Origin of the sequence: Mesorhizobium sp. XAP4, from assembly GCF_029269325.1 — a bacterium.
Taxonomy (GTDB): domain Bacteria; phylum Pseudomonadota; class Alphaproteobacteria; order Rhizobiales; family Rhizobiaceae; genus Mesorhizobium; species Mesorhizobium ciceri.
Genome location: NZ_JARIXW010000008.1, coordinates 70,195 through 95,611 on the forward strand (window position 1 = coordinate 70,195; position 25,417 = coordinate 95,611).

The 25,417-nt window shown below is 60.8% G+C and carries 22 protein-coding genes; 6 read left to right on the forward strand and 16 right to left on the reverse strand.

The window, feature by feature from the left end:
- Nucleotides 1–179: 179 nt before the first annotated feature.
- Nucleotides 180–1,079, reverse strand: coding sequence for a LysR family transcriptional regulator (locus P3C39_RS28865; protein ID WP_275954835.1), 900 nt, complete (start codon nt 1,077–1,079; stop codon nt 180–182).
- A gap of 187 nt (nt 1,080–1,266) precedes the next feature.
- Between P3C39_RS28865 and P3C39_RS28870 the strand changes: the two genes are divergently transcribed.
- The 3 genes from P3C39_RS28870 to P3C39_RS28880 all read left to right on the forward strand — a co-directional run bounded on the left by P3C39_RS28870 (nt 1,267) and on the right by P3C39_RS28880 (nt 4,411).
- The gene (locus tag P3C39_RS28870) at nt 1,267–2,550 is read left to right on the forward strand and encodes a serine hydrolase domain-containing protein (protein ID WP_275954834.1); all 1,284 of its coding nucleotides are present in this window, start codon (nt 1,267–1,269) and stop codon (nt 2,548–2,550) included.
- A gap of 33 nt (nt 2,551–2,583) precedes the next feature.
- The gene (locus P3C39_RS28875; protein WP_275954833.1) at nt 2,584–3,465 is read left to right on the forward strand and encodes an NmrA family NAD(P)-binding protein; all 882 of its coding nucleotides are present in this window, start codon (nt 2,584–2,586) and stop codon (nt 3,463–3,465) included.
- 445 nt (nt 3,466–3,910) lie between these two features.
- Nucleotides 3,911–4,411, forward strand: coding sequence for a sulfotransferase (locus P3C39_RS28880; RefSeq protein WP_275954832.1), 501 nt, complete (start codon nt 3,911–3,913; stop codon nt 4,409–4,411).
- A gap of 364 nt (nt 4,412–4,775) precedes the next feature.
- On the opposite strand, the gene P3C39_RS28885 is transcribed toward P3C39_RS28880, so the two are convergent.
- Nucleotides 4,776–5,324: a TetR family transcriptional regulator gene (locus tag P3C39_RS28885; protein ID WP_275954831.1), complete on the reverse strand. Its 549-nt coding sequence runs from the start codon at nt 5,322–5,324 to the stop codon at nt 4,776–4,778.
- 112 nt (nt 5,325–5,436) lie between these two features.
- On the opposite strand from P3C39_RS28885, the gene P3C39_RS28890 reads away from it, so the two are divergent.
- The 3 genes from P3C39_RS28890 to P3C39_RS28900 are packed head-to-tail and all read left to right on the forward strand — an operon-like array spanning nt 5,437 to nt 7,791.
- A complete protein-coding gene (locus P3C39_RS28890; RefSeq protein WP_275954830.1) occupies nt 5,437–6,888 on the forward strand; it encodes an amidase family protein in 1,452 nt (483 codons plus the stop codon).
- 49 nt (nt 6,889–6,937) lie between these two features.
- Nucleotides 6,938–7,471 carry a DUF302 domain-containing protein gene (locus tag P3C39_RS28895; RefSeq protein ID WP_024504925.1) on the forward strand — a complete coding sequence of 178 codons (534 nt, stop codon included), beginning with the start codon at nt 6,938–6,940 and terminating at the stop codon, nt 7,469–7,471.
- Nucleotides 7,471–7,791 carry an antibiotic biosynthesis monooxygenase gene (locus P3C39_RS28900; RefSeq protein WP_032899530.1) on the forward strand — a complete coding sequence of 107 codons (321 nt, stop codon included), beginning with the start codon at nt 7,471–7,473 and terminating at the stop codon, nt 7,789–7,791. Before P3C39_RS28895 ends, P3C39_RS28900 begins: the two co-directional genes overlap by 1 nt.
- 868 nt (nt 7,792–8,659) lie before the next feature.
- Here P3C39_RS28900 and P3C39_RS28905 read toward each other — a convergent pair.
- The 14 genes from P3C39_RS28905 to P3C39_RS28970 form a co-directional block, all read right to left on the reverse strand.
- Nucleotides 8,660–9,352 carry an ABC transporter ATP-binding protein gene (locus tag P3C39_RS28905; RefSeq protein ID WP_128307782.1) on the reverse strand — a complete coding sequence of 231 codons (693 nt, stop codon included), beginning with the start codon at nt 9,350–9,352 and terminating at the stop codon, nt 8,660–8,662.
- Nucleotides 9,353–9,354: 2 nt separating this feature from the next.
- Nucleotides 9,355–10,149 (reverse strand): ABC transporter ATP-binding protein, encoded by a 795-nt coding sequence (locus tag P3C39_RS28910; RefSeq protein WP_275954829.1) that lies wholly within the window; start codon nt 10,147–10,149, stop codon nt 9,355–9,357.
- Nucleotides 10,142–12,058: an ABC transporter permease gene (locus P3C39_RS28915; protein WP_275954828.1), complete on the reverse strand. Its 1,917-nt coding sequence runs from the start codon at nt 12,056–12,058 to the stop codon at nt 10,142–10,144. The genes P3C39_RS28910 and P3C39_RS28915 overlap by 8 nt, the downstream gene beginning before the upstream one ends.
- A gap of 77 nt (nt 12,059–12,135) precedes the next feature.
- The gene (locus P3C39_RS28920) at nt 12,136–13,353 is read right to left on the reverse strand and encodes an ABC transporter substrate-binding protein (protein WP_081714392.1); all 1,218 of its coding nucleotides are present in this window, start codon (nt 13,351–13,353) and stop codon (nt 12,136–12,138) included.
- Nucleotides 13,354–14,042: 689 nt separating this feature from the next.
- Nucleotides 14,043–15,065 carry a rhamnose ABC transporter substrate-binding protein gene (rhaS, locus tag P3C39_RS28925; RefSeq protein ID WP_275954827.1) on the reverse strand — a complete coding sequence of 341 codons (1,023 nt, stop codon included), beginning with the start codon at nt 15,063–15,065 and terminating at the stop codon, nt 14,043–14,045.
- A gap of 64 nt (nt 15,066–15,129) precedes the next feature.
- Nucleotides 15,130–16,011, reverse strand: a complete 882-nt coding sequence (locus P3C39_RS28930) for an MBL fold metallo-hydrolase (protein WP_024504918.1) — start codon at nt 16,009–16,011, stop codon at nt 15,130–15,132.
- A gap of 241 nt (nt 16,012–16,252) precedes the next feature.
- A complete protein-coding gene (locus P3C39_RS28935) occupies nt 16,253–17,425 on the reverse strand; it encodes a serine hydrolase domain-containing protein (RefSeq protein ID WP_081714397.1) in 1,173 nt (390 codons plus the stop codon).
- Between the two features lie 14 nt (nt 17,426–17,439).
- The gene (locus P3C39_RS28940; RefSeq protein WP_024504916.1) at nt 17,440–18,267 is read right to left on the reverse strand and encodes an ATP-binding cassette domain-containing protein; all 828 of its coding nucleotides are present in this window, start codon (nt 18,265–18,267) and stop codon (nt 17,440–17,442) included.
- A 20-nt stretch (nt 18,268–18,287) separates the two neighbouring features.
- Entirely contained in the window at nt 18,288–19,325 is a 1,038-nt protein-coding gene (locus P3C39_RS28945) for an ABC transporter permease (RefSeq protein ID WP_245265391.1), read from the reverse strand.
- 99 nt (nt 19,326–19,424) lie between these two features.
- Entirely contained in the window at nt 19,425–20,429 is a 1,005-nt protein-coding gene (locus P3C39_RS28950) for a substrate-binding domain-containing protein (protein WP_024504914.1), read from the reverse strand.
- Nucleotides 20,430–20,578: 149 nt separating this feature from the next.
- Complete coding sequence (locus P3C39_RS28955; protein WP_024504913.1) at nt 20,579–21,544, reverse strand: ABC transporter permease; 966 nt, start codon at nt 21,542–21,544, stop codon at nt 20,579–20,581.
- Nucleotides 21,541–23,109: a sugar ABC transporter ATP-binding protein gene (locus tag P3C39_RS28960; RefSeq protein ID WP_024504912.1), complete on the reverse strand. Its 1,569-nt coding sequence runs from the start codon at nt 23,107–23,109 to the stop codon at nt 21,541–21,543. The genes P3C39_RS28955 and P3C39_RS28960 overlap by 4 nt, the downstream gene beginning before the upstream one ends.
- Nucleotides 23,106–24,032: an ABC transporter permease gene (locus P3C39_RS28965; RefSeq protein WP_275954826.1), complete on the reverse strand. Its 927-nt coding sequence runs from the start codon at nt 24,030–24,032 to the stop codon at nt 23,106–23,108. The genes P3C39_RS28960 and P3C39_RS28965 overlap by 4 nt, the downstream gene beginning before the upstream one ends.
- 161 nt (nt 24,033–24,193) lie before the next feature.
- A complete protein-coding gene (locus P3C39_RS28970) occupies nt 24,194–25,393 on the reverse strand; it encodes a substrate-binding domain-containing protein (RefSeq protein ID WP_164752878.1) in 1,200 nt (399 codons plus the stop codon).
- Between the last annotated feature and the right edge of the window lie 24 nt (nt 25,394–25,417).

Sequence of the window (25,417 nt, forward strand, 5' to 3'; positions counted from 1 at the left end):
ACCGGCAGCCAGGCGATGATATCCAGCGGCTGAGGCGCTGGATTGCATCGGCCGCTCGATCCATGGCCTGAGCGGCGCCCCCGTCGGCTCATATGACCGTTATGCAACACCATCATGCGAGGCGGCAAGCATTTTTGCCGGCGGACAGCCAGGGCCGTGCGCGGCAAGAATGCCCCCCGCTACGCCGCCGCGATCCGTTGAACAAAATCCAGAAAAGCCCGCACTTTTGCCGGCGGCATGTGGCGTGACGGATGGTAGGCGTAAAGCGGAAACTGTTCGTCTGACCATTCCGCCAGGATCGTCGTGAGCGCCCCGCTCTCAAGCCACTCGTCGAGGCCGATGGCAAGGCTCTGGAATATGCCTTGCCCCGCTAGACCGGCCGCGACGGCAGCGGAGGGATCGTCCATGACCAACCGCCCCGACGCCTTGATCTCGATGGCCCCGTTATCCCCTCGGAATTCCCAGGTGAACGGCCGCCCGGTCTGTGGGTCGCGAAAGAGGATGCAATCGTGGTGCATCAGGTCGTGGGGCGTGGCTGGAATGCCGTGACGCTCGAGATAGCTTGGGGCGGCACAGGTCAGGACTGGTACGTCCAGCAGTTTGCGCGCGATCAGCGAGGATTCGTCCGGCGGACCGAAGCGCACGGCGACATCCGCGCCGCTCATCATCTCTTCGCGATAGTTGCTGGTGGTCAGATCGAGCGACAGTGCGGGGTAGTGTGCCAGGAATTCACCGATCCTCGGCGCCAGCACCATTCGCGCGAACCAGGGATCGATCGATACCCTGAGCCGCCCGCCCACGAATGCCGCCGAACCGGCGGCTTCGGAGGCCGCCTCCTCCAGTCCGGCCAGCAGCGGCATTATCCGGGCATGGAAGCGCGTGCCCTCCTCCGTCAGCGTGACCTCGCGCGGATTGCGGTCGAACAACCTGACACCGACGCGTTGTTCGAGCCTCGCCACCGCACGGCTGACGCCCGATGGCGTGAGACCGAGAACATCCGCGGCCCGCACGAAATTGCCCGCTTCCATCACCGCCCCGAAAACGCCGACCCCGGTCAACAACCGCGTGTCGAAACTCATGCCCTCTCTCCTTTGCAAGGCCGGTGATCTCAACCGTCCCATCATGATGATTTTGAGTCATCTTATCTTTGATATTATTGCGCGTGAATCATCGCATTGCTTCCCATAGATGATTTTTGAGCGCCCGGACGGCGCAGCGGCACACCGGACCGCGGAAGTCTCCGGCCTTGCGAGAAGGAATTCATCCATGAATGCGATCTCACGCAGAAGCCTGTTGGCGCGTGGCGGCCTTTTGCTGGCGGCGGGCGCCGCCGCGGTGAACACGCCGGTCCACGCACTGGCGGCCAACCCGCAAGCGCGGTCCGGCAACTTCAAGTCCATCGACATGGCAATGGAACAAGCGGTGCGGGACGGTACCGTCGCCGGCGTCGTTGCCACCGCGGCAGGACCAGACAGCGTGATCTACGAAGGAACTTTCGGAAAGGCCAATACCGTCACCGGAGCAACGATGCGCCCCGATACGGTATTTTGGCTGTTGTCCATGACGAAGGCCTTCACCGCTACGGCCTGCATGCAGCTAGTCGAGCAGGGCAGGATCGACCCCGAGGACGATGCGGCGAAATATCTACCACAACTCGCCAATCCGATGGTGTTGGAGGGTTTCGACGGCGACGGCCAGCCGCGCCTGCGTCCGGCCAAGCGGGCCATCAAGGTGCGTCACCTGCTCACACACACCTCCGGCTATACCTATTCGATCTGGAGCGATGCACTAACCCGCTACGAGAACGTCACCGGCATGCCGGACATCGCCACGTGCAAGAACGGCGCCTTCCTGGCCCCGCTCGAATTCGACCCCGGCGAACGCTGGCAATACGGCATCAGCATGGACTGGGTCGGAAAGCTGGTGGAAGCGGTCAGCGACCAGTCACTGGAAGTCTATTTCCGCGAGAACATCTTCGCCCCGCTCGGCATGACCGATTCAGGCTTCCTGATCGGAAGCAAGCAGAAGGCCAGGGTCGCCACCTTCCATAACCGTCGCGAAGACGGCGGCCTGACGCCCGCGCCCTTCGAAATGCCCCAGCGGCCGGAATTCTTCATGGGCGGCGGCGGCGGCTTCAGTACGCCGCGCGACTACATGGCCTTCCTGCGGATGCTGCTGAACGGAGGCACTCATAAAGGCGTACGGGTGCTGAAGCCGGAAACGGTCGCGTCGATGATGCGCAACCAGATCGGCGACCTCGACGTCCAGGCCATGCGGACCGCCCAGCCTGCCTATTCGCAGAGCTTCGACCAGTTTCCCGGCGAGCCCCACAAGTGGGGATATTCGTTCGACATCAACACGCTGCCCGGTCCGAACGGTCGGGCGGCAGGCAGCATTTCCTGGGCCGGCCTGCTCAACTGCTATTTCTGGCTCGACCCGGTCAGGAAGGTGACCGGCGCCATCTTCACCCAGCTTCTGCCCTTCTACGACCAGAAGGTCGTGAAGCTCTACGGCACATTCGAGCGCGGCCTCTACGACAGCCTCGCCTGATCAATTCCCGACCTCAACACCAGGAGACATATCATGTATGCGATTACAGGAATTACTGGCAAGGTCGGCGGCGCGCTGGCGAAAGCCCTGATCGATGCCGGAGAACCGGTCCGTGCGGTGCTGCGCGACCCCGCCAAGGCGGAAATCTGGCGCAAGCGAGGTTGCGAAATCGCCTTTGCCGAGATGGACGCCGCCGCGCAGCTTGCTGCCGCCTTCAAGGGAGCCACTGGCGTGTTCATCCTGCCGCCGTCGGAATTCGACCCGGCGCCCGGCTATCCGGAAGCGGCGAAGCAGAATGAGGTGCTGACGACCGCTCTCCTTGCTGCCCGCCCGGAAAGGGTCGTCTGCCTCTCAACCATCGGCGCCGACGGGGAAGTGGACAATCTGTTGAGCCAGCGGACGATGCTGGAACGAGCCCTCGGCGAGCTCGATCTTCCCGTTACCTTCCTGCGGCCCGGCTGGTTCATGGAAAATGCGGCCTGGGACGTCGCGCCGGCCCGCGATGAAGGCGTGCTGCATAGCTTCCTCCAGCCCGCCGACAAGACTTTCGCCATGGTGGCGACGCAGGATATCGGCCGGCTTGCCGCAGATCTGATCCGCGAGCAATGGATCGGCAAGCGGGTCGTAGAAATGGAAGGCCCCGCACGGGTCTCGCCCAACGATCTCGCCAATGCCTTCGCGTCGGCACTCGGGCATCCGGTGCGGGTGGAGATCGTCCCGCGGGAAAGCTGGGAGGGCCTGTTCCGTGCCCAGGGTACGCGTAACCCACAGCCGCGCATGCGCATGCTCGACGGCTTCAACGAAGGCTGGATCGACTTCAAAGATAACGGACAGAACAGCGTCAAAGGCAAGACACCTCTTGTGGAGGTGATCGCGGCGCTTGTCCGGCAAGCCGCCGCGACCGAGGCCGTTTGATTCCACCCTGAAAACACAGCAGACGGCACGGACATCCGCCGCCGCCCCCCTCGCAACCTGAAGGGAACTATGATGGAACGGCTGTGTAACGAGAATGCGGACACACGACCAACTGGTGCCCCCGAAATTGGCCGAAGCGACCCTTATCGGGGCTATGCTGGAAACAAAGGCTGCCGGCCTAGCTCCTGCGGCTCGGATCGCTATCGGCGCCGAAACCGGCCGGCCCGCTATGTAGCCTTCGGGCAGAGCGAGTTCGCCGCATCGCTCGACATGCCGATTTGGCCTCTCGGATTGAGAGCTAGGACCATCCTCCCTTTCCACCCTCTGCAATCTATGATCCGCTCCCGCCCACAGGAGGATCGCATGGCATTACCTGTTATCGGGGCTGGGTTCGGCCGCACCGGCACGCACACTCTGAACTTGGCGCTTGAAATGCTCGGTTCACATGGAGGACGTCAACTCTAACCCCGAGCACCGCGACCTGATCCGCGCCGCCGGGCGCCGCGAGCCGGTGGATTGGGACGTCGTCTATGTCGGCTACAAGTCGGCAGTCGACTGGCCGACGGCCTATTTCTGGCGCGAACTCGCCGAGTATTTCCCCGACGCCAAGCTCATCCTCACCGTTCGCAACCCCGAGGACTGGTATAGGAGCGCACGCGCCACGATCTTCAACGCCATGGGCGAGACCGACCCGCAAAGTTTTGGCCGGGCCGTCATAGAGACGAAAATTTTCGGCGGTCGCGCCTGCTGCTGTATCCAATGGCCGAAGGCTGGCCGAACCTGCGCGCCTTTCTCAGCGTGCCGATCCGGACCGAACCCTTCCCCCACAGCAGCACCACGACCGAATTCCGAAGCCGCTTCGCCAAATAAGCCCCGCACCGAGTTCGAAGCCGCAGCCCGGGTAACGCGCGTAGCAGCCTGTCCACGCCCGCTCCGATGCTTGTAACCAGTAGAAGGGGGTGTACCAGCAAGGGGAGGGTGGCCGCTGTTGGGCGCGAAGGTGCCATTGCGGCTAGCCGCTTGGATGTCCGCTTCTGGACGGCGGCCATTATAAGTTCGATGGCCGACTTCAGGCGCGTTGCGGACGACAGTTCTGGGGCCGGTTTACGGACAGCCAGCCTTTGGACGATCAGCGCGCGAAAGCTGCCTTCATCGGCTGGTTCCCAGCTTTGGACATCGGGTAGTACGTGGCCTAGTCAGTCAGAGAGCGGCCGTCCTGCACCGACGCTGGGGCGGCCGTCTTCCGTAACGGACGTTCAGCCCGCAGGCCGCGAGTGGGCCGGTCACGGCGCTGTCCAGACGGGGCGCGCCTATCGACGCAGGCGCTTCCTTGCACGTTCAAGGATTTCCTCCGATAGTGGCGTCCCCGACGCGATTCGGGCCAAGGTCATTGCGCCGATCATGGTGGCGTAGTCCACCATGGCTTCGCCGCGGGCCTCCCCAGAAAATCGATCTTCGGCCAGCGCGTCGATCATCTCTTCGACGACAGCCACCGCCGCCGCCCGCGTCTTACCTGAGGACCGGGCAGCTTCGCTCCCCAACGCCGCCATTGGACAGGTAGGCGTAGCCGCATCGCGATGCTCAGGGGACAGGTAGCGGTCCAACGCAGCGTTCCGCCCCTTTTCTGCCCGGACCTTGCCGAGCATGTCCGCAGATGCGTTGCCCGCAGCGACGAGCGCCTCGGCTATTAGCTGCTCCCTGTTGCGAAAATGCTTGTAGAAGCCGCCGTGGGTGAGGCCGGCAGCAGCCATAACGTCCGAAAGACTAGCCTCGGCGATGCCCGTGCGCCGGATGTAGTCAGCGGCCGCCGCAACGATGGCGCGCCGGGTTTCAGCGGCTTCCTTGTTTGACTTCCTCAACGACGCTTCCTCGCTACCACTCACGAACGAGCCTTGACAGGTTAGATGTTATATGACATCCAAATAGATGTTATGCAACATCTAACTGATCTCTAATGAGAGGAGAGGCCTCATGCTGAACCAGCAGACCAGAGGCATCGATGCCAATGTGCCAGAAGCGGTAGAACTCACACGGCTGGGCGTGTCGGGCGCGGCGGAAGCCATTCGCCGGGGCGAGATCAGCGCCGAAAACTATGTTTCTGCCCTTCTCGCCAAGGCGCGGCGGAAAGAGGGCCTGAGAGCTTTCATCACCCTGGACGAGCCTGGCGCCCTCTCCGCAGCCCGCGAAGCCGACAAGGCCCGCGCCAAGGGCGTGAACGCGCCGCTGCTCGGTGTTCCCCTCGGCATCAAGGACAGCTATCTCACGGCCGGCTTGCGCACGACGCTGGGAGTCGGTTCGCTCAGAGACTTCCAGCCAACTGAGGACGCGGACGCCATTGCGACGCTCAAGGCGGCGGGCGCGATCGTGCTTGGGAAGACCAACCTGGTCGAACTTTCCTATGGTTTGACAGGCGACAACGGCCCTTATGGCCAGGTCGGAAACCCGCATGCGCCCGACCATGTAACCGGCGGTTCGTCGAGCGGTTCGGCGGCGGCGGTCGCCGCCGGCCTCGCTCCGGCGACGCTGGGCGGGGACACGATCGGGTCAATCCGCGTCCCCGCCTCCCTATGCGGCGTCGTGGGGTTCAAGCCGACAACCCGGCGCTGGCCGCGCGCAGGGGTCGCGCCGATCTCTCACACACTCGATACGACGGGTGTCTTCGCCCGGAGCGTCGAGGATTGCGTCCTGATTGATCAGGTCGTCACCGGTGCGCCGGCGGCGGAGCTGGACTCCCGCGCCGATCTCAAGGGAATCCGTTTCGCCTTTGCACCGCGCCAATACCTGAACCCGGTGGACCCCGAGGTCGAGGCGCAGTTCCGCAACACGCTCCTGCGCCTCGCCGAGGCGGGGGCCGAAATCGTCGAGATCGATCTCGGTGGGGACTTCCAGGCGCTGGCCCTGCGGACCACGTGGAGCCTCTTCTTCCGCGAGACCAAGGCCTCGCTCAGCGAGTTCCTGGAGCGACACGCGATCCCCGTCGCCTTCGAGGATCTGCACGTGGGTCTGCGCGCAGGCGTCAAGGACGCCTGGGACCACTTCGTCATACCTGGCGCGCCGGGCTACCTGAGTGAGCAGGCTTATCACGCCCTGACTGCCGACCGCCTGGCGGTGAAGGAACGCATGAGCGAGATTTTCACACGGCATGGTGCCCACGCGCTGATCTTCCCGACAACGCCCTGCACGGCGCCGAGGGTTGAGCGCCAGATGCAATTCACCGTGGGCGGCCAGGAGGTTGATTTCCGGGTATTGGCGAACAACACCATTCCCGCCAGCGCTGCTGGACTACCCGGGGTCAGTCTGCCGATCGGCCTTGACAGTCATGACCTCCCGATCGGCCTCGAACTCGACGGGCCAGAAAGCGAGGATCGCGCGCTCCTTGGTCTCGCGGCGCGGGTGGAGAAGGTCCTCAGGGCTAGTCAATAACCTTCTAATCGCTCTCGAAATCCCGCCCCTCATCATTTGGAGACAGCCAATGGCCACCCCCACGGTCGAGACACGCCCGTTCACAAACGAGCACATCACCATCCGATCCGCCAATCCCTTCACCGAGACGAAGGCCAGGCTTGAGAGCCTCGTCCCGCGGATCGACGATGGGATATTCACACTACTGCGATACGGCGAGGCCGAGCGCGCTTTGCGCGAGCTCGAAGCTTCGGCGAACCTGTCGATTTTCGGCTTCCGGGACCATGGCGCGCTGTTGGCGATCGCAGGCCAGAAGCGGCGCTCCATCCAGTATGACATTGGCAACCCGCTTACGGCCTCGAAGATGACCCGCCACCAGCTTTCCGCCGGGATTTACGCACCCATCCGCGTCCTGTTGCGAGAGGACGGAGAAGGCTCGGCGTTCGAGTACGACCGGCCCGCCGCCGTTTTCCGCCAGTTCGGCGACCCGCTGGTTGACGTCGTCGCGCAGCGTCTCGACCAGGAACTGCAAGCCGTGCTGCAAGCTGCGGCGGCCTCAGGTTCTGAAGACGCACAGCCGCAAGTGGAAGGAAGGGCTTCGTGATGCCGAAACAACAGCGCCGCGTGATTCTGATCAACACCTTCCGGTTGAAGGCAGAAGATCCGGCGGAATTGATAGCTCTGCTAACCAAAGTCACAGAAGAGTCGGTCGCGACGGCCCTTGGCTTCGAAGGCGCGACACTGCATCTGAGCCTGGATGGCGAGCGGGTTGTGATGTATGCGCGCTGGCGAAGCCTCGCGGAATATCAGGCGATGCGCGCAGGCAGCAGCTCGATGAGCGCGCTTCGAGAGATCATGGTAACTGTGATTTTCGAGCCCGGCGTGTTCGAGGTCGTACGTGAGTTTCGGCCGCCGGACGTCTGACTTCACGGCCGGGCTTGTTCGTTTAATCTCAACTGAAAACTCCTCCGGATGCGTCGGAACGCTACGTTCTCGCCCTACAACGACTGTCTCCGACCGAGTTCATAGGTGACGCGACATTGCGGGGGCGAACGTCGGTGTAGCCGACATCTGGCGGAAAGCCGTCGCCGGTAATGGAACGCGTTCCCATGCTCATCCGCCAACGGCGTTCTCAGCTCCAATCTATGAGGCTGCTTATGACCCACCGTTCCCACAAAGCGGACTGACTGGATTATCCGAAGCCAGGCATTCCTAAGCGACCGCTTGCCCGGAGGAACGAACGGCCGCTTTTGGGGGGATCGATGCCGGTGAGGCCGAACGGCCGATATTGGGCGCAAAGCTGCCATTCGGTATGAGTTAAATTCGGGCAGCAAAATAGCTGGATCAGCTTCCTGAACCAAAATGGACGAACCGCTTCGTAAACCACTGACGAATAACGACTGTTTTAGCCTCTGCGGGTCAACTTTGCATATACAATCAATACGTAGAGGATGGTTAGCCAACCGGTTTCCTTCATATTCTCTCGTATGGTCCGGCGAACCTAAGACCAAGAAGACAACTAGTTTTTTGGGAGGGGTGCCTCAGTGCAATCCACAGAGAAGATCAATCACTGCATTTTGACCATAACGCTAAATTGGCTTGGCCCTCGCGCGTAACTCGGCTGTGTCGTTGCGATCGAGATGTCCTGGGACAGCGCAGGCCAGGATCGGCGACAGCGCGCATGAGCGTGCCCGGCGTTTTCGCGGTCGGGCAGCGAAGCTCGAGGATGGGCGTTGTCATAAGGTTTGATTCGCCATTGCCATCCGGAGCTCGACAACATCCTGGTCGTGCCTCACACTCCGAGGTGATCGAGAAGACTTTGTTGATCTTCGGCCATCTGATGGTTCGTCATTTCTCTGACGATTTTTCCATTTTCGATTACGTAGTACCGGTCGGCGACCTCGGCGGCGAATTGAAGATTCTGCTCGACTAAGAGAATGGTCAGTCCCGTGGACTTGATATCTTTGATCAGTGCACCGATCGCATCGACCACGACAGGTGCCAGCCCCTCTGTCGGCTCGTCGAGCATCAGAAACGAAGCGCCCATGTAAAGGGGCCGCGCTATCGCTAGCATCTGCTTTTCCCCACCCGACAACGACGCGGCCTTTTGCGAGCGCCGGGTTTTGAGGATCGGGAAATACTCATAGATCCGGTCGAGCGGCCAGGCGGTGTCTCCGTTCGCACGGCCGATCGTCAGATTCTCGTATACGTTCAGCGTCGAGAAAATTCCGCGGTCTTCCGGCACAAAACCGACCCGCATCTTGCAAATCCGCTCAGGCGAGAGATCGATGATTTCGGTTCCGATGAAGCGGATGCTCCCGGTTCGTCGGGGAATATCGCCGATGATCGACTTCAGCAGCGTGGTCTTGCCGGCACCGTTTCGCCCCACCAACGTTACCACTTCGCCAGTCTGGACAGACAAGTTGACGCCCTGCAAAATATGGCTTTCGCCATAATAGGCGTCGAGATCCGTTATCTCCAGCATGCTCAATGGCGCTTTCCCAAATAGGCTTCTATCACCCGGGGATCCTGTCGGACGTCGGCGTAGCGACCGCGCGTTAGAAGCGCCCCCTGCTGCAATACAATGATCTCATCGGCGACATTTGCGATGACACCGAGGTTGTGCTCCACGACGATGATCATGCGGTCGACGGACAGTTGCGCAATAAGGTCCGTCGTACGCGATACATCTGCCGTCGTCATCCCAGCGGTTGGTTCGTCGAGAAGGAGAATCGTTGGGTGTGCTCCCAGGGAAATCGCGAGCTCCAATGCGCGTTTGCGGCCATATGGCAGGTCCCCTGCGGGTCGACCGCGCAAAGAGGACGGAATTCCGACCTGATCCAGCAGTGCCGACGCTTCCGGCCGGTGATCCTCATGCCAGTCGATCTTTGCGAAGGCCTTCGTACCCCCGTCTGCTCGGCGCTGCACCGACAGCACGACATTGTCCATGACCGAGAGATTGGGGAAGATGCTCGTGATCTGAAAGCTGCGCACGATACCTCGGCGAGCAAACTGCTCGGCACGTAAACGAGTCATGTCCTGGCCGTTGAACAGCAGCCGACCACGCTTCGGCCGATAAAACCCGCTCAAGACGTTGAACAAAGTCGTCTTGCCGGCCCCATTAGGGCCGATGATGCCGTAAACCGGCTTTCTCTCGAATTTCAGGCTTAAGTCATTGATCGCCTTGAAGCCGCCGAAACTCATCGTGACGGACTGCAGTTCCAGTAGCGGCATCACGGTTCCGCCAGCGCTCTCGCCAATGTTCTGGCCACAATCAGGCATCGGCTGCATCTCCCGTAGCGACAGCCCGATCGGGCTTCGATGCATATCGCCTGCCCGAGCCAGACATTTCGGCGGGTGGAACGCGGTCAACGGAATAATGCACGATTTCGCCGAGTATGCCGCGGCGGAACAGAAGCACAATGGTGACGAACAAAATGCCAAGGAACAGGCTGCCGCTGTCCGTTATCGACGAAAGCGTGCTGCGCATCATCAGGACGACGCCGCTGCCAACGAATGGCCCGAAAATGGTGCCTGCTCCGCCCAGAAGCGTCATCATGACCGGCTCTCCGGACGCCCGCCAGCTGACCATCTCGAGCGTAACGAACTGATGGTTCAGCGCATAAAAAGCGCCTCCGGTCGAACATACCAAAGCCGAAAACACGTAAGCCTTCACTCGCAGACTGTATACATTGTACCCAATGCTCATTAAGCGCTGCTCGTTCTCGCGAGCGCCGAGAAGCGCGAGCCCATAAGGCGATTTGAGAAGCCGTAGGATGGCGTAGACCACCAGTGCCACAGCGCCCAGAGATACATAGTAGAAGACCCTATCATCGCCCAGATCCAGCCCCAGGAGTGTCGGCCGAACCAGCCCATGCAGGCCATCCTCGCCCCCCGTAAAGTCGGGAAACTGGTTGATGATGAAATATACGATCGATGCGAACGCGAAAGTGATCATCGAGAAATAGATCCCCTTCTTTCGCGCGACGACCAAGCCGAAGAGGAGGCTGACAGCCGTACTGGCGGCGACACCCGTGAGCACGGAAAGTAGCATCGGGACCCCGAGCTTAACCATCAGAATGCCGGTGACATAAGCGGAAGTGCCCCAATAGGCCGCCTGTCCGAAAGATAGCAGGCCACCGAATGCGAACAGAAGATCGAAACCGAGGGCGAACAATCCCCATAGGATGATATCGGTCGCCAGGACCGGATAGATCACCCAAGGAAGCAGAAGGGCGGCAGCAAGCGCGACCAAGGCGGCAGGCCTGCTCAGGAATACCTGTCGCGCGCGCTCCGTCATCGGTGTGTAGTGAAGCGCGAAATGAGAGATGTCGATGCCCTGGAAGATACCGCCGGGCCGCACCAGCAGCACAACAAGCATAAGGATGTAAATGACTGCGGTGGACGCCGGGGCATAGAAGATCGCTGCGATGGCCGAGACGAGACCGGATGCAAAGCCCATGACCACCGAGCCGGCAATCGACCCCATCCCGCCGGCAACGACCACAGCAAAGACGAAATTGATCATCTCTTCGCCCATGAAGGGTGACACGTTGCGCAACGGCGCCGAGAGCGCCCCAGCCAGCCCGGCCAGAGCCGAGGCAAAGAAGAATGTCCCGGAAATGAGGAGGGGTACGTTCCCACCGAAGCATTTGAGGAGATCGGGCCGCTCCGAGGCCGCCCGGATAAGGGCGCCCAAACGGGTACGCTCCAGCGCGAACCATGTACCGAAACACAAGCCGATCGATACTATGACGACAAAGAGACGATATTTCGGATAGGAGACGAACCCAAGGTTGACGGCACCTTTGAGAAGGTCGGGCACAAGATAGGGCGCGGACGTCACACCGTAGAATATCCGGACGACGTCTTGCATGATCAGCGAGAGGCCGAACGTTAGGATCAGAACATACGCAAGGTCGAGGCCGTAGAGGCGCCGTATAAGCAGCCGTTCCAGCACGATGCCAGTCGTGCCAACAAAGACGGCTGAAACGAGGAAGCCGACCCACAACGAGAGGCCGAATTGAGACCCCAGAACCAACGCGGTGACGGCGCCAAGCATGAACATGGAGCCATGCATAAAATTGACCACGCGCATCATGCCGAAAATGATGCTCATTCCGAGGCTCATCAGCGCCAGGACCCCGCCGGTCACCAGCCCATTGAAGAGCAATATCGCATAATATGACATTAGGTAGAACTCCGGATCCCTGCAGGCCAGATGCGTCCCGGCGACGTCGATAAACCGATGCCGGGAACTATGTCGTCCTACTCCCAGTCGTGCTTGCAGGTGCTGTCCGTCTCCGGATAATACGCCTCGTCACCTGGAACCGAGCCGGTGATATCAAAAAAGTCACTATCGTTCTTCACGCCCGACGCGGGCTTGACCTGACCGACGAAGGTGCGCTTGACCACAAGATGGTCGCTCTTGCGCATGAGCGCGTCCTTCGCGAACATGTCGCTGAAACGTCGGCCTTCAAGGACTTTCGTCACCTTGTCGGGATCGTCGGTGCCGAGTTCCTGGACCGCTTTCAGCACCTGATAGACGGCGGAATAGTTCCCGGCGTGTATGTCGCCGGGATAGAAATTCAGTTTCTCATGGAAGCGCTTGGCGAATTTCCGGGTCTCGTCGTCCAGATCCCAATACCAGATCAGCGCGGCGTTAACGCCAGCCCAAGTGTCTGGGCCAAGAGCTTTGACGTCCGACAGATTCAACTGGCCGGGAACAATCTTTATACCGGCGTCCATCAATCCGAACTCTCGTGCCTGCTTGACCGCGTTGCGCAGGTCCTGACCTGATTCAAGAATGCCAATGGCCTGCGCGCCCGCCGCCTGCGCTTTCAGGAGATAGTTTGAGAAATCATCATTGGGGAACGGCACCATGTCCACCCCGACGATTTCGCCGCCATTCTGCTTGACAGCCTTTGAGAAAGAATCGAGCAGAGATTTACCGAAGGCAAAGTCAGCCGCGATAAAGTACCACTTCTTAGTGCCCTCCTTGGTCATTTGTTTGACTGGAACCGACATGGCTGAAGTATCGTAACCGTAGTGCCAAGTGTATTTACCGCAGGCCTCGTTGGAAAGTGCCATGGTTCCTGGGCTGACGAAAGTCGTCAGAATGTGTCGTTCGTTGGCAAGCTTGGCAACAGCGATCGCGGCCGCCGAGCTCGACACGTCCGTTATCAGATTCACGCCCTGGGAATCGATGATCTCGCGTGCCTTGTTGACGGACAGCGCCGGATCAAGCTTGTTGTCGACGACGATGACTTTTATCGGAACCCCGTTGACCTTGCCACCGAAATCTTCGACCGCCATCTTTGCGAATTCCACATCACCTGGACCTGAGGTTTCTGAATAGACCGAGGAAAGATCAGTCAGCATCAGAATGTTGAACGTGCTGCTCTTCATCTGGGCTGATGTCGGGACAGTACCGGTCAGAGCGATAGCTATTGTCAGGCCGACAGCAGCAAGTGTCTTCATTGGCATTTATTAATTCCTCCTCATTAATATTTGTCGTTTAAGGCGGTTTGGATTGTCGTGAACCAAGGGTTCGGGCGCATAATCGCCGCCAACCAGACTGTCTGGCGATGGCGCAAATGGTAGGGTTGCGGCAACGCTCCTCCCCCACGACAAATATCCGCCTACACCGTGGGCTCAGCCCAATTCTGTGGCTCGGGTTCTTTTCCAGGGTTTTTACCGCAACTGCCGGCGTGAGGGAGTCTCATATGGAAAACATGTCATCGCGTTTGGAGATGCACGCTGACGGGCTGGCTGCAGCAGGGTACTAGGGTTCGCCGCGTATCGCGGAATCATTTGCGAACTGTTCGCCCTCTCCACGGAGCAATTCCCTTGCACCCTACTGACAAAGGCGAATTTCTGTGTCCAGACAGAAGCGCTCTGCGTCGAGGATAAGGTCGTCACGGACACGCCCGTAGCGCAGAAGCTTCAGCCCAGTGCCGCCCGGTAGGAATGCGAACGGCACGATCGGATCGGCATGCCGGCCCAGAGCGCCGAAACTTCCCCTGCGGCAAGTGTCCCCGGGGCAAACTTCGTTCAGATCGGCTGATTAAAAGCCTGCAATCACGACCTCCCGTAAAGCGCGAGAGTTTGCCCGTTGACGAAACTTTGGTTCGCTTCGAGATCACGCACAACCAGGCGTCCGAAACTCCTGACGCTTAAAATTTCGTCGCCCACTCTTCGATGTTCGACTTATCGAATACCAACAGGTCCTTGAGATAAGCGCTGCCGTCCGCCTCCACGGTCATGTCGCCGAGACGACCGATCTTGGTGGTGCTGTTGGCTGCACCGTCGGTTTGCCCACGCGCGAGCATGCCGGCATACATGACGGCCGCGTAGCCGAGATCAGCAGGACTCCAAAGCTGGAACGTATCGGTCACACCGGAAAGCACGTTTGGCTTCATCTCCGAAGGCAGGCCGTGGCCCGTAACAAATATCTTGCCCAACTGACCTGCATCGGTAACCGCCCGGCAGGCGGAGACAATGCCGACGGCGGTCGGCGAGATAATGGCCCTCAAATTTGGGTACGCTTTTATGAGTCCCTGCGCCTCGCGATAGCTCTTGTCCGCCGCGTCGTCGCCATAGACCACGCCGACCAGCTTTAGCTTGGCATATTTCTCCTTCTGCCACTCCTCCTTCATCTTCTCGATCCAGAGGTTCTGGTTGGTTGCCTGCGAGGTTGCCGACAGAATTGCGACCTCGCCTTCGCCACCGAGCGTCTTGCTGATCATGCGCACGTCATTGGCGCCGATTAAGTCATCGTGCGGGGCGTTCACATGCATTATGCGGCCTTCCGGCGCGATCGCAGAATCGAAGGAGATGACCTTTATGCCACGCTGCATCGCCTTCTTGCCTGTAGGGACGAGGGCTGTGGCGTCGTTGGCCGAGATGACAAGAGCGTCGATTTTCTGGGCGACGAGCGCGTCCATGACCGCAATCTGCTGTTCGACGGTCGCTGCGGTCGGACCCGTGTAAACGAGTTCGACATTGCCTAGTTCATCGGCCGCTTGCTGACCACCATCGCGGGTCACGTCGAAATAGCTGATGCCCATGACCTTGACAACCAATCCGATGCGCAGCTTCTGCTGCGCGAAGGCGGGCCGCAAAGGTGCCGTTGACGTAACGCCAGCGAGCGCAGCACCGGACACGAGTTTCAAAAGCCGACGGCGATCCGGATTCATTGCTTCCTCCCATCTAGTTTCAAGAGATCGATATTGGGGCGCTCCAACAGAGGACGCCAAATCGTCAGACAACCGCGCGCCAGACCTCCGGAACGAAGGCATAGCCACCGCCTCGTCGCTCGACATGACCGAAGGCAGGAAAGTCCAGGTGAATGCCGGCTACGCGAAGCCTGTCTGCAGCCGCCATATCCAAGGCACGCCGCCTGGTAGCCACAGCCAGATCGCGGTCTATGTCAAGAATCGTTGCTGCCTGGGGCGCCGTAAATTGTAGATGCGGCATATGAACAATGTCGCCCCAGATCATTACAGAGTCACCGCCGGATTCAATGAGCCAGCCGGTGTGGCCGGGCGTATGGCCGGCCTGTGTGACAGCAATGACCCCTGGCATGACGGGTCCGTCACGAACCGTCCGGATGCGCTCTCCATACGGCCGGGTAGCCCGCCGGAACCCTTCAAAAAATTCCTGCGGTTCGCCATCGGGTGAGCGTGAGGGCGACATGGGATCTCGAAAGAACTGGAGCTCGGCCTCGTTGACGACAAGTTCTGCGTTCGCAAACACAGCCTCACCGGCTTCATCGATTAACCCATTGATGTGGTCGGGATGCATGTGCGTGATCAGGATGGTGTCGATGTCGGCGGGAACAATGCCGATTGCCGCCAAGTTCCGGCAGACCATGCCCAACGTCGGTCCCGAACGCGTTCCACAGCCCGTGTCGACAAGCGCCACATGATCGCCGGTCCGGAGCAGAAAGGCATTCATCGTCATTTTGGGCGGAACCGGACGGAACGCCGCTGTTTCGATGCGGATGCAATCCTCCTGATCGATACCCGCGATCATATCGAAAGTGGCCTGAAAGGTACCGTCATTGACCGCAGTCACCGTCATGTCGCCGATGGCGATGTGATAGGCACCCGACGGCTGGCAGTGTGGTTTGGCTGCTGTCACGTCACATTCCCAAGGTTCTTCGGGAGGGTGCAAGCGGAGCGGAGAAGCGCCCAATCTTCAGCGGGCCGTCAACGCAAGCGCTCGGCGAAGCCTGGAAGCACGACCGCCATCCTCCAAAACGGCCGAGATGGCGAACCGGACGACCGCCATTAGGTCTCTTAGGACATGGTCCGAAGGAACGGAAATCGTAAATTGCCAAGCAACCATCGCGTTCGGCGATGAGAGATGGGGGCGATCGTCGCTACGAAGGTTTGCTCGGTCCTAAGTAGAGACCGCGCTCGAAGCCTTCATAGAGTTTCAGAGTGATCGGATCCCCGAAAGGCAGTATCTGCGTCATGATCACGCCGCCTATGCTTCTGTAGCGATCCACCCAGAAATAGGTATTGGCAAGGCCAGCCCAGGTCATGCTGCCGGCGCTACGCCCATTGGGCGAATCACTCGTATTGAGCAGAAAACTCAATCCCCATTTCTGCGGCATGCCAGGGAAAAAATCAGTATCGTTGGCGAGATCCTTCAACACCGAGGTGAGCACGCCTGCCTTGATGTCGCCGATGCTATTCTGGCCCATGAGTTCGACGGTATCCGGCTTGAGCACGACAGTGCCATCCTTGGCTCGCCCGTCATTCAAGAGCATCTGGATATAGGACGCGTAGTCGCCAGCGGTTCCGTAGATGCCGCCGCCGCCCATGAAGAATTCGGGCTGCTGGGAGATCTCATGCTCGATCGGAACAAGCGAGCCGTCTGCTTGGCGGCGATGCACGTCCGCCAGGCGCTCGCGCCACGCCGGTTTTATCAGAAACGCCGTGTCGTGCATCCCAAGGGGCGCGAACAGGTGCTCGCGCAGATAGTCCTCGAGCGATAGGCCGCTGACAGCTTCGACGACCTGCCCGGCCCAGTCGATGCTGATGCCATATTCCCATTTCTCGCCCGGATCGGCCACCAGAGGCTGAGCGAGCGAACTCAACTTGCAGTCGACTAGCAGCGGTATGTGGTTCTCGCGCATATAGCGCTCGACCGCCTTATTCCAAATGTCGTAGCCATAGCCGGATGTGTGCGTCAGCAGATGCCGGAGTGTGATCGGCCGCTTGGCCGGCCGCACCATTGGCGTGCCGTTCGCGTCGAAACCATCGAGAACCTCTGGTGAGGCAAGCGACGGCAGGACGCTTCCGATCGGCTCGTCCAGAGCGACCCGCCCCTGCTCCACCAATTGCATCGCCGCCGTCGCCACCAGGGCCTTGGTCATCGATGCGTACCAGAAGACTGTGTCCAGCGTCATCGGTGCGCGCCTGGTAAGGTTACGCAGGCCGAAGGCGCCCTCATACAGCCGGGTCGTTTTGTCGACCGCGATGGCAACGACGCCGGGCACGTCACCGCGCTGCGCCGCCCTGCGAAGCAAGGCGTCGATCGAATGCACATCGCGTGTGGTCACTATTGCGTCTCTCCCAGGGGCGTTGTCGTAACTGTCGGCGCCAGAACGGCGAGCTCGCCCGCTATGTCCTCCATCTGCTCGCCTCCTGCCATCAGCGACAGCAGTTCCGTGCTGCTCTTTTCACCGCGCTTGAAACTGGCCGCAACACGACCCTGGATCAGGACGGTGAACAGGTCGCCCACGAGCGTGGCATGATGTGCATTGTGCGTTATGAAGACAATGCCGACACCCTCGGCACGCGCCGCCTGTATGAAGCGCAGCACGGTAGCGGCCTCCTTGACACCAAGTGCCGATGTCGGCTCGTCCAGAATCAGGACGCGGGCGCCAAAATACATAGCTCGCCCGATTGCAAGCACCTGTCGCTCACCCCCCGATAGCGATCCCACCAATTGGTTGCCGTCGCGCACACGCGTGATCCCGAAGCGCCTTATCTGCTCCACGGAGACGCGGTTCGCCTTCTCGATGTCTAGCCGCTGGAACGGCCAGACACCTTTCTTGGGCTCGGCGCCAAGAAAAAAGTTCCTGCCCACGCTCATCAGCGGAATGGTGCCGATATCCTGATGCACTGTGGCGATACCGCGCGCTCGGGCATCGCGCGGATCGGTGAATTGCGTTTCCACGCCATCAAGTAGGATCTTGCCTTCACTAGGACCGTGAAAGCCCGACAGGATCTTAATTAATGTCGACTTGCCGGCACCGTTGTCACCTAGAAGGCAGACCACCTGCCCGGCTGGAACGCTAAGAGACACGTCAGTAAGCGCCTGGACGCCGGCAAAGCGCTTGGAGACGCCTTGCAGTTCGATGAGGGGGCGGTTTTCAGAAGCCATGCAGAACCTCGCGCTGTCGGCTAGCCAGCGCTCATGGCGAGGCGCCGGAAGTAGTGATTGGTGATCACGGCCGCCATCAGCAGAACGCCGAGAAAGAGCTGGACCCAGTCGGTGCTCCATCCGGTGTAGAAGATGCCGATATTGATGACGCCGAAAATGACGGTGCCGAGAAACACCCCGAACGCGGAGCCGTAGCCGCCGCCGAGCAGGACGCCGCCGATTACGGCGACGATCGGTGCCTGAAAGACATAGCCGAGGCCGGCAGTCGCGTTGCCGGAATGATATCCGATCGCCTGGATGACACCGACAAGGCTCGCGCCAAGACCGGTCATCATGAACAGCACGATCTTGACAAAACCTGTCGGTACTCCGGCGCCGCGCGCCGCGACAGGGTTTCCACCGGTCGCGAATATCCAGTTGCCGAACGCGGTCCTCGCCAGTACCCAACCGCCAAAGATCGTGATGGCGAACCACCACAGGATCGAGATGTTTGCCTGGCCCCAGTTCGATGCGAAGACAGCATCTGAAAGCGGTGTCGACTTCACCGAGACCGAGGTGGTGTTGCTGAGCAGCCGCGCCAGGCCAAGTGACAGGCCGCCTATGCTGAAACTGCTGGCAAGCGTCACGATGAAGGACGGCAACCCGGTGCGCACGACAAGGAGACCGTTCAGGACGCCGACAGCCAGGCCAAGTGCAAGGGCGGCTGAGATCATGAGCCACACGGAAAAGCCAAACAATGTCGTGCCGATCGCAACCGTGATCGACGCCGCGCCTACCACCGCGCCGACCGACAGGTCGAACTCGCCCGCAACCATGAGAATGCCGACCGGTATGGCGATGATGCCGAGCTCGGCTGCGGTGTTGAGCCATCCGGCGGTGCCGTCGAAGGTTACGAAGCCGTACCGATAGGCCGTCGCCGCGAAGAAAGCATAGACGAAAACGGTGGCTACGAAGGCACCGAACTCGGGTCTGCGCACTAGACTGGACGGAGACCAGCTCCGCATTGGCCGGGAGGTGGCGGCCGATGCGTCACGCAGCGCCTGGGTTTCCAATGTCATGAGCGTCATCCGGCAAGTGCTGGGATTGGTTGAGAAGATCCGAGGGACAGTGAAGGCAGGATCTCGGGCGCGCCACGATCGCAGGGAGCTGGCGCGTAATCAGGACGCCCCTCTGACGCCGGGATAGGTCCCGTTGACTTTCAGCACCTCGTCAACATTGTCCTTGGTGATCATCAGCGGACCGGTTGATATCTGACCCATTGGCAGCATCTTGTATTGCACATACTGGTATGCCGCGAGCAAGGCGTAGTAGCCGTCGAGATATGGCTGCAGGTCTGCGATGAAGAGCAGGTCGCCGTTCTTCAAGGCTTCGAGCGAGCCGAGCGACAGGCCGAGCGAAGCATTGACGATCTTTCTTCCGCTCTGCTTGACGGCCTCCACGGAAGCAACGCCCTGCACGGCGCCAATGGTCCAGATCGCATCGATCCTCTGATCGCTTTGCAGCGCACCACGGATGGCGCTGCTGACAAAAGTGGGGTTGCTGGCATCGGAGAACTGGATGGTCAGGACCTTGGAGTCGCCTCCGGCCGCCTTGAAGGCATCGTTATAGCCGAGGCAATCCAGGTCCAGCGTGGTGTTGCCGGGAACGTGATTGACGCAAAGGCCGAATTTTGCACCGGCCTTGATCTCCCTCTCACCAACCGCGCGACCGAGGTCACGGGCGCTGAAGCCTACGTATGAAATCGCGCCGATATCCCGCCAGGAAGCGCCACCATCATGCTGAATGATGACCGGGATGCCGCTGGCCGTGATCTCCTTGATGATGGGGTCGAGCGTGTCCGGGAAGTAGTTGCCTATGACCATGGCGGCCGGCTTCTGGCTCGCGGCCTGCTTCACCAGCTTGGCGTAGTCGGCGACGAAATTGTTGGGATCGGTGCCGGTGATCCACTGGTAGTCGACATTGAGGTCACGAGCAGCGTCGTCGCCGCCCTTCTTCATCGCGCCGAAAAAGGGATCCCATAGCGGGCCGCCCAGCATGACGATGCGCGGCTTGTCCTGGGCGCTGGCGGCACCGGCCGCGCTTAGCGAAGCCAAGACGCAGACACCCAAAAACGCAACTGCGGCCACGCCGCGCCGTGCCAGCGAAGCTGGTAGCATGTTCATGATCTCCTCCCAAAAGAACCGGCCGATAAGACCGACATGAATTGGTCTAGGTCAAACGGCTTTGGGCGCTAAGTCGTGGTTGAGCATCCAACCATCGCGATGCGCGAAGCTTGCCGCGACGACTTGCTTGGCCGCGGAGGCAACGCGGCTCAGCCGAGCTGCTTTGTCATACGGCCGCGCCGCGCACGCTCGCCGGCTGCGTTCAAGGTCAGCGCAACCAGAAGGATCAGGCCGTACATGATCTGGATGTAGAAGATCGAAACCTGCGCCAGCGTGAACAGGGTCTGGATCAGGAAGAGCAGCGTGCCGGCCGCGGCTGCACCCAGCATGCCCCCTCGCCCGCCGGTCAAGGCGATGCCGCCCAGCGCGACGGCAGCGATGGAGGTCAACGTGTACGGAACGCCGACGCGTGGATCACCCGAACCGAGGGCAGCGGTAAACACCAGCCCAGCGATCGCCGCCAGCACGCCGCCAATGACGTAGGCGATGATGCGCACCCCCGCCACATTGACGCCCGATGCGTAGGCAGCGCGCGCATCCCCTCCAACGGCGAGCAGGTTGCGGCGGTAGCCTGTCCGCTCGAACGCCAGCCAGACAAGGCCAAGCACGATGAGCAGGACGAGCATCCCCGAAAGTCCGCCATAGCTGCCTGCAAGACCGAGCAGCCATTGCGGCGCCAGACCGCCGGCCATGGGCAGCATCTCTAGCGTAATGCCCTGGAAGGCGAGGAACGTGCCCAAGGTTGCGATTATCGGCTGGACGCGCACGACTGCGATGAGGAAGCCGTTCAACAGGCCGGACAAGATGCCGACGCCCAGCGAAGCGCCGATGATTGTCACCGGATCGGCCCACCCATTCGGCACGAGGATCGACGTCACCATGGCATTGACGAGCCCCGCAAGCGGCCCGACCGAAAGGTCGATCCCGCCCTCTCCTGAAAGCACGGGCGCGGTCTGGGCCATGGCGGTGATGATGAACGGCGCCACGCCGATGAGCATGCCGTTCCAGTTCGTCACATCGGTAAAAGCGGGGCTAGCGAAGGCGTTGAGAGCAGTGAAAATGACCACCGCAATGAGCACGGGCCATGCGTAGCTGCGGTCGCCGAGCCACTTCATGTCGAGGTCTCCAGTCGGCGTTGCGAGAACATCGCATCGATCAATGCGCGTTCACTAAGGTCGCCGCGCTCGACGATCGCGCTGACGGCGTGATCGTGAAACACAACCACCCGGTGGCAAAGCAGGCACAGTTCCACCAGTTCGGTCGACAGCATCAGGATGGAAACGCCGCTCAAAGCGAGATTATTGAGCACCTCGTAGAGGTCGCGCTTGGCACCCAGATCCACACCACGCATCGGATCGTTCAACACCAACACACGCGGTTGGGTGGCGATCAGACGCCCGAGTAGCGCCTTCTGCTGGTTGCCGCCACTCAGCGCCGATATCGGCGTGTCGAGCCCAGCCATCTTGACCCTGGTCCGCCGAGTGACCTCGCCGGCGACCTCTATCCGCTTCCTTGTGCCCAGCACACCCCAACGGGCGAATGAGCCGAGCGCCGATACGGTCACGTTGTCGAGCACCGACAGCGGGGCGAAGATACCCTCGGATTTGCGGTCGCGCGGCAGGAACGCGATCTTCGCGCGCGCCGCGTCGCGTTGCGACCGTATGGTCATGGTCCCGACGTGCACTGTCCCCGTGGGCGCGCGACGCAGACCAGCGATGCACTCCAGCAGGGCGACCTGGCCGTGCCCCTCCAGCCCCCCCACGCCAATGATCTCGCCGCGACGAAGGTCGAGATCCAGTGTCGGCTTGCCTTCGAGAACCGACAGGCCTCGCACGCCGACGATCACCTCGGCATTGGCGGGAATAGTCTCGCCGCAGCCTTCGCCTTCCGCCGCCCGCGCACCTTCGCGCGTCGACATCAGGTCGAGCAGGATTTCGCTCGATACTGCGCCGCGCTCCAGCGATGCGACGCTCCGGCCAGATCGAAGTACCGTCGTGCAATCGGCAAGGGCGTGAATCTCGTCCATGCGATGCGAGACAAATAGGATCGATCGCCCTTCGCCACGGAAACTTCGTAGCACTTCGAAGAGACGATCGCGGTCTTCGATATCGATCGCGGAGGTCGATTCATCGAGGATAAGCAGGCGCCAGGGCCGCATAAGAGACCGTGCGACGCCGATCATCTGGCGGTTGGCGAGCGATACCGTGCCGGCCAGCCGCTCGATATCAAGATTGCCGATACCGACAGCCGCCAGTGCTTTCCGCACGGCTTCGCGCTCGCGCAAGGGGGTCATATTGCGACGGATCATGCCGTCCAGGCCCAACATGACATTGTCACGAATTGACATGTCTGGAAGGACCAGCGTCTCCTGGAACACCGTAGCAATGCCGGCGTCCTGCGCGGCACGCGGATTCGCGAAACTGGCTTGCCGGCCGAGCCAATCCAGTGTGCCCGCTTCTGCGCGGACGATGCCGCTGAGTATCTTGATCAGCGTGCTCTTGCCCGAACCATTCTCTCCGACAACGGCATGGATTTCGCCCTCGCGGATCGACAGCGAGCAGGAATCAAGCGCGATCGTTTCGCCAAATGTCCGGCGAAGCCCATCCGCGGACAGAAGCAGCGGCATGCCCTTGCGGTCGGCGGGCGGTTCTATCGCGCGCTGATGGACCGCGCTGTTCATATGCGCATACTCAGATGCGGTTCGCGGCCATAGAGCGCCACGAGCCCGATGATCAGGAAACCGAGGAATATCTGCTGTGCCGCCTGGTCGAGCCCGAGACCGACAAGGAGGGTGCTAAGTTCTGTTACGACAAGACAGCCGGCAATTGTGCGCCCATAGCCGCCGCGCCCGCCGGTCAGCGGCGTGCCGCCGACGACGACTGCTGCGACAGTGGTGAAGAGGTAGGCTGCGCCGACGGTCGGATCGGCCGCTCCGCTGAAGCCTGCAAGTAGAATGCCCGTCGTCGCTGCCAGGAAGGCACTGAGCGCGTAGACACTCATCCAGACGAGCAGCATCGGCACGCCGGCCAATTCGGCGGCGCGAGGATTTGCCCCTGCGGCGAACATCCAGCGGCCGAGCTTGGTCTTGCGCTCGAGGAATAGGATGCCGCCGGCGATGAGCAGCCAGATCACCACGGAGCCGGGCAGCGGGATGGGACCGGTCTTGCCGATAACCGAAACCATGTTGACGAGCCAATCAGGCACAAAGCCCGAGACCTCGCCATGCGTCCCTGCCCAGATGGCGCCAAGGATGATCGAGCCACTCGCCAGCGTCACCACGAGCGGGTTGAGCTGCAGGTATCGGGATGCAAAGCCGTTTGCCAGACCGATCAGCGTCGCCAGCGCTAGAATGAACACGGCCGCAGCAAAAGCGGAATAGCCGGCGCCGTAAAGCAGCGCGAACAGCACGTTAGACAAGCCGATCACAGCCGGGATCGAAAGGTCGAAGCCGCCGATGACGATCGTCAGGGTCTGGCCGACCGAGGCGATGCCAAGCAGACTGGAAAGCAGCAGAAGCGACAGCAGGCTTATGACGCTGGCATAGCCGGGAATGAAGACGTTTATGACAAAGAAAAGGATGAAGGCGAGGAGAAACGGGGCCAAAGGCCCGGCCACTCGTTGGATGGTCTTGAGGGACAAGTCGGTCAAAGTGCGACTACCATTCATACCCGACGGGTGTGATCCTTTGAAAAGCAATGCCGCGCACGATGCGCAACTCCCTTATGGGTGCCCGCGCTGAACGCGAGCACCCATCGTGGTGCATTTCACTGCGGCTGGGCGTTGGTCGAGACGATCTCAACCTTGGCTCTCGGCTCGCCGCCGGTGAAGAACTGCTCGAAATACGAGTCCGGCACGAGGTGCAGGTCCTTGCCGTTGGCGAAGCAGGTGCTTTGCACGGTCATGGAAGCGTCGTAGTAGTCATTGAAGTTCTCCGCCGTGATGCTGGGCAGCGGCATGAAGATGGTGTTCACCTTCGGTTTTTGCCCGGCCATCATGTGCAGTGCAGGAATGAAGGCGGAATAGGCCATCGGACCGCCATCCTGGACAAAGGTGTTGGCGGTGAGGTTCTTTTCCTTCCAGTAAGCAAGCAGGCTGCAAAGGTTGGTGACTTCGGTGATGATCGGAAGCGCACGGCCCGATTGCTCGAACGCTTGGCCCACGCCAACGCCCATATTGCCTGTCGAGAACACAGCGTGCACAGGCTCAGGATGCGTCGCCAGGAACTTCAGCACCTCGGTTTTGGCCACCGACCCGGTCCACATGCCAAACAGGCTGCCGGCGACCTTAATGTCGGGAAACGCCTCGACGGCCTTCCGGAAACCTGTCTCCTGAGCGACCGTGTTCGCGGTCCCGGGCTGTCCGTTCATGATGAGGGCGGTACCTTTGCCGCCCAATTGCTTGGCGATCCACTCACCTTCGTACTGACCGCGATAGTAGGGATTGGTCGCTACGTTCAGCGCTTCCGGGCAGGTGACCGTCGAGTCGATGGTTACGAAAAGGATGCCCTTGTCGAAAGCCTCCTTGATGCCCGCGCAAAGGCCGGTCGCAGACCCCGGATAGCTCATGATCAGGTCACAGCCCTGCGCGATCTGCGCCTTCAGCTGCGTGAGCTCGAGGTTGATGTCGCCGTTAGAGTTCGTGACGTTGAGTTCGGGTTCAGCGAGGCCTTGATCGGCCAATTGCTTGGTCAGCGCCTTCAGCTCCGCCACAAGGTTGGCGCGCCACGAATTCCCAAGATAGGAATCATTGTGGCAAATCTTCCATGGCGGCGCATGGGGCTTCCAGTTAGCGAACGGATCGGCGACTATATTGGTCGCATACCAGTAGCCGCCGTAGTATTTCTGCGCCTCCTTCGGCACGGCGGCCAGCGCGGCTGCCTGCTCCTCGGCCGTCGGATCGGCCGCGTGACTAGCCGCCAGCCCGACCAACGAAAATGCTGCCGTGCAGGCCGCCACGGTGATCACGCGGGCGAACCGTACGGCTCTGTT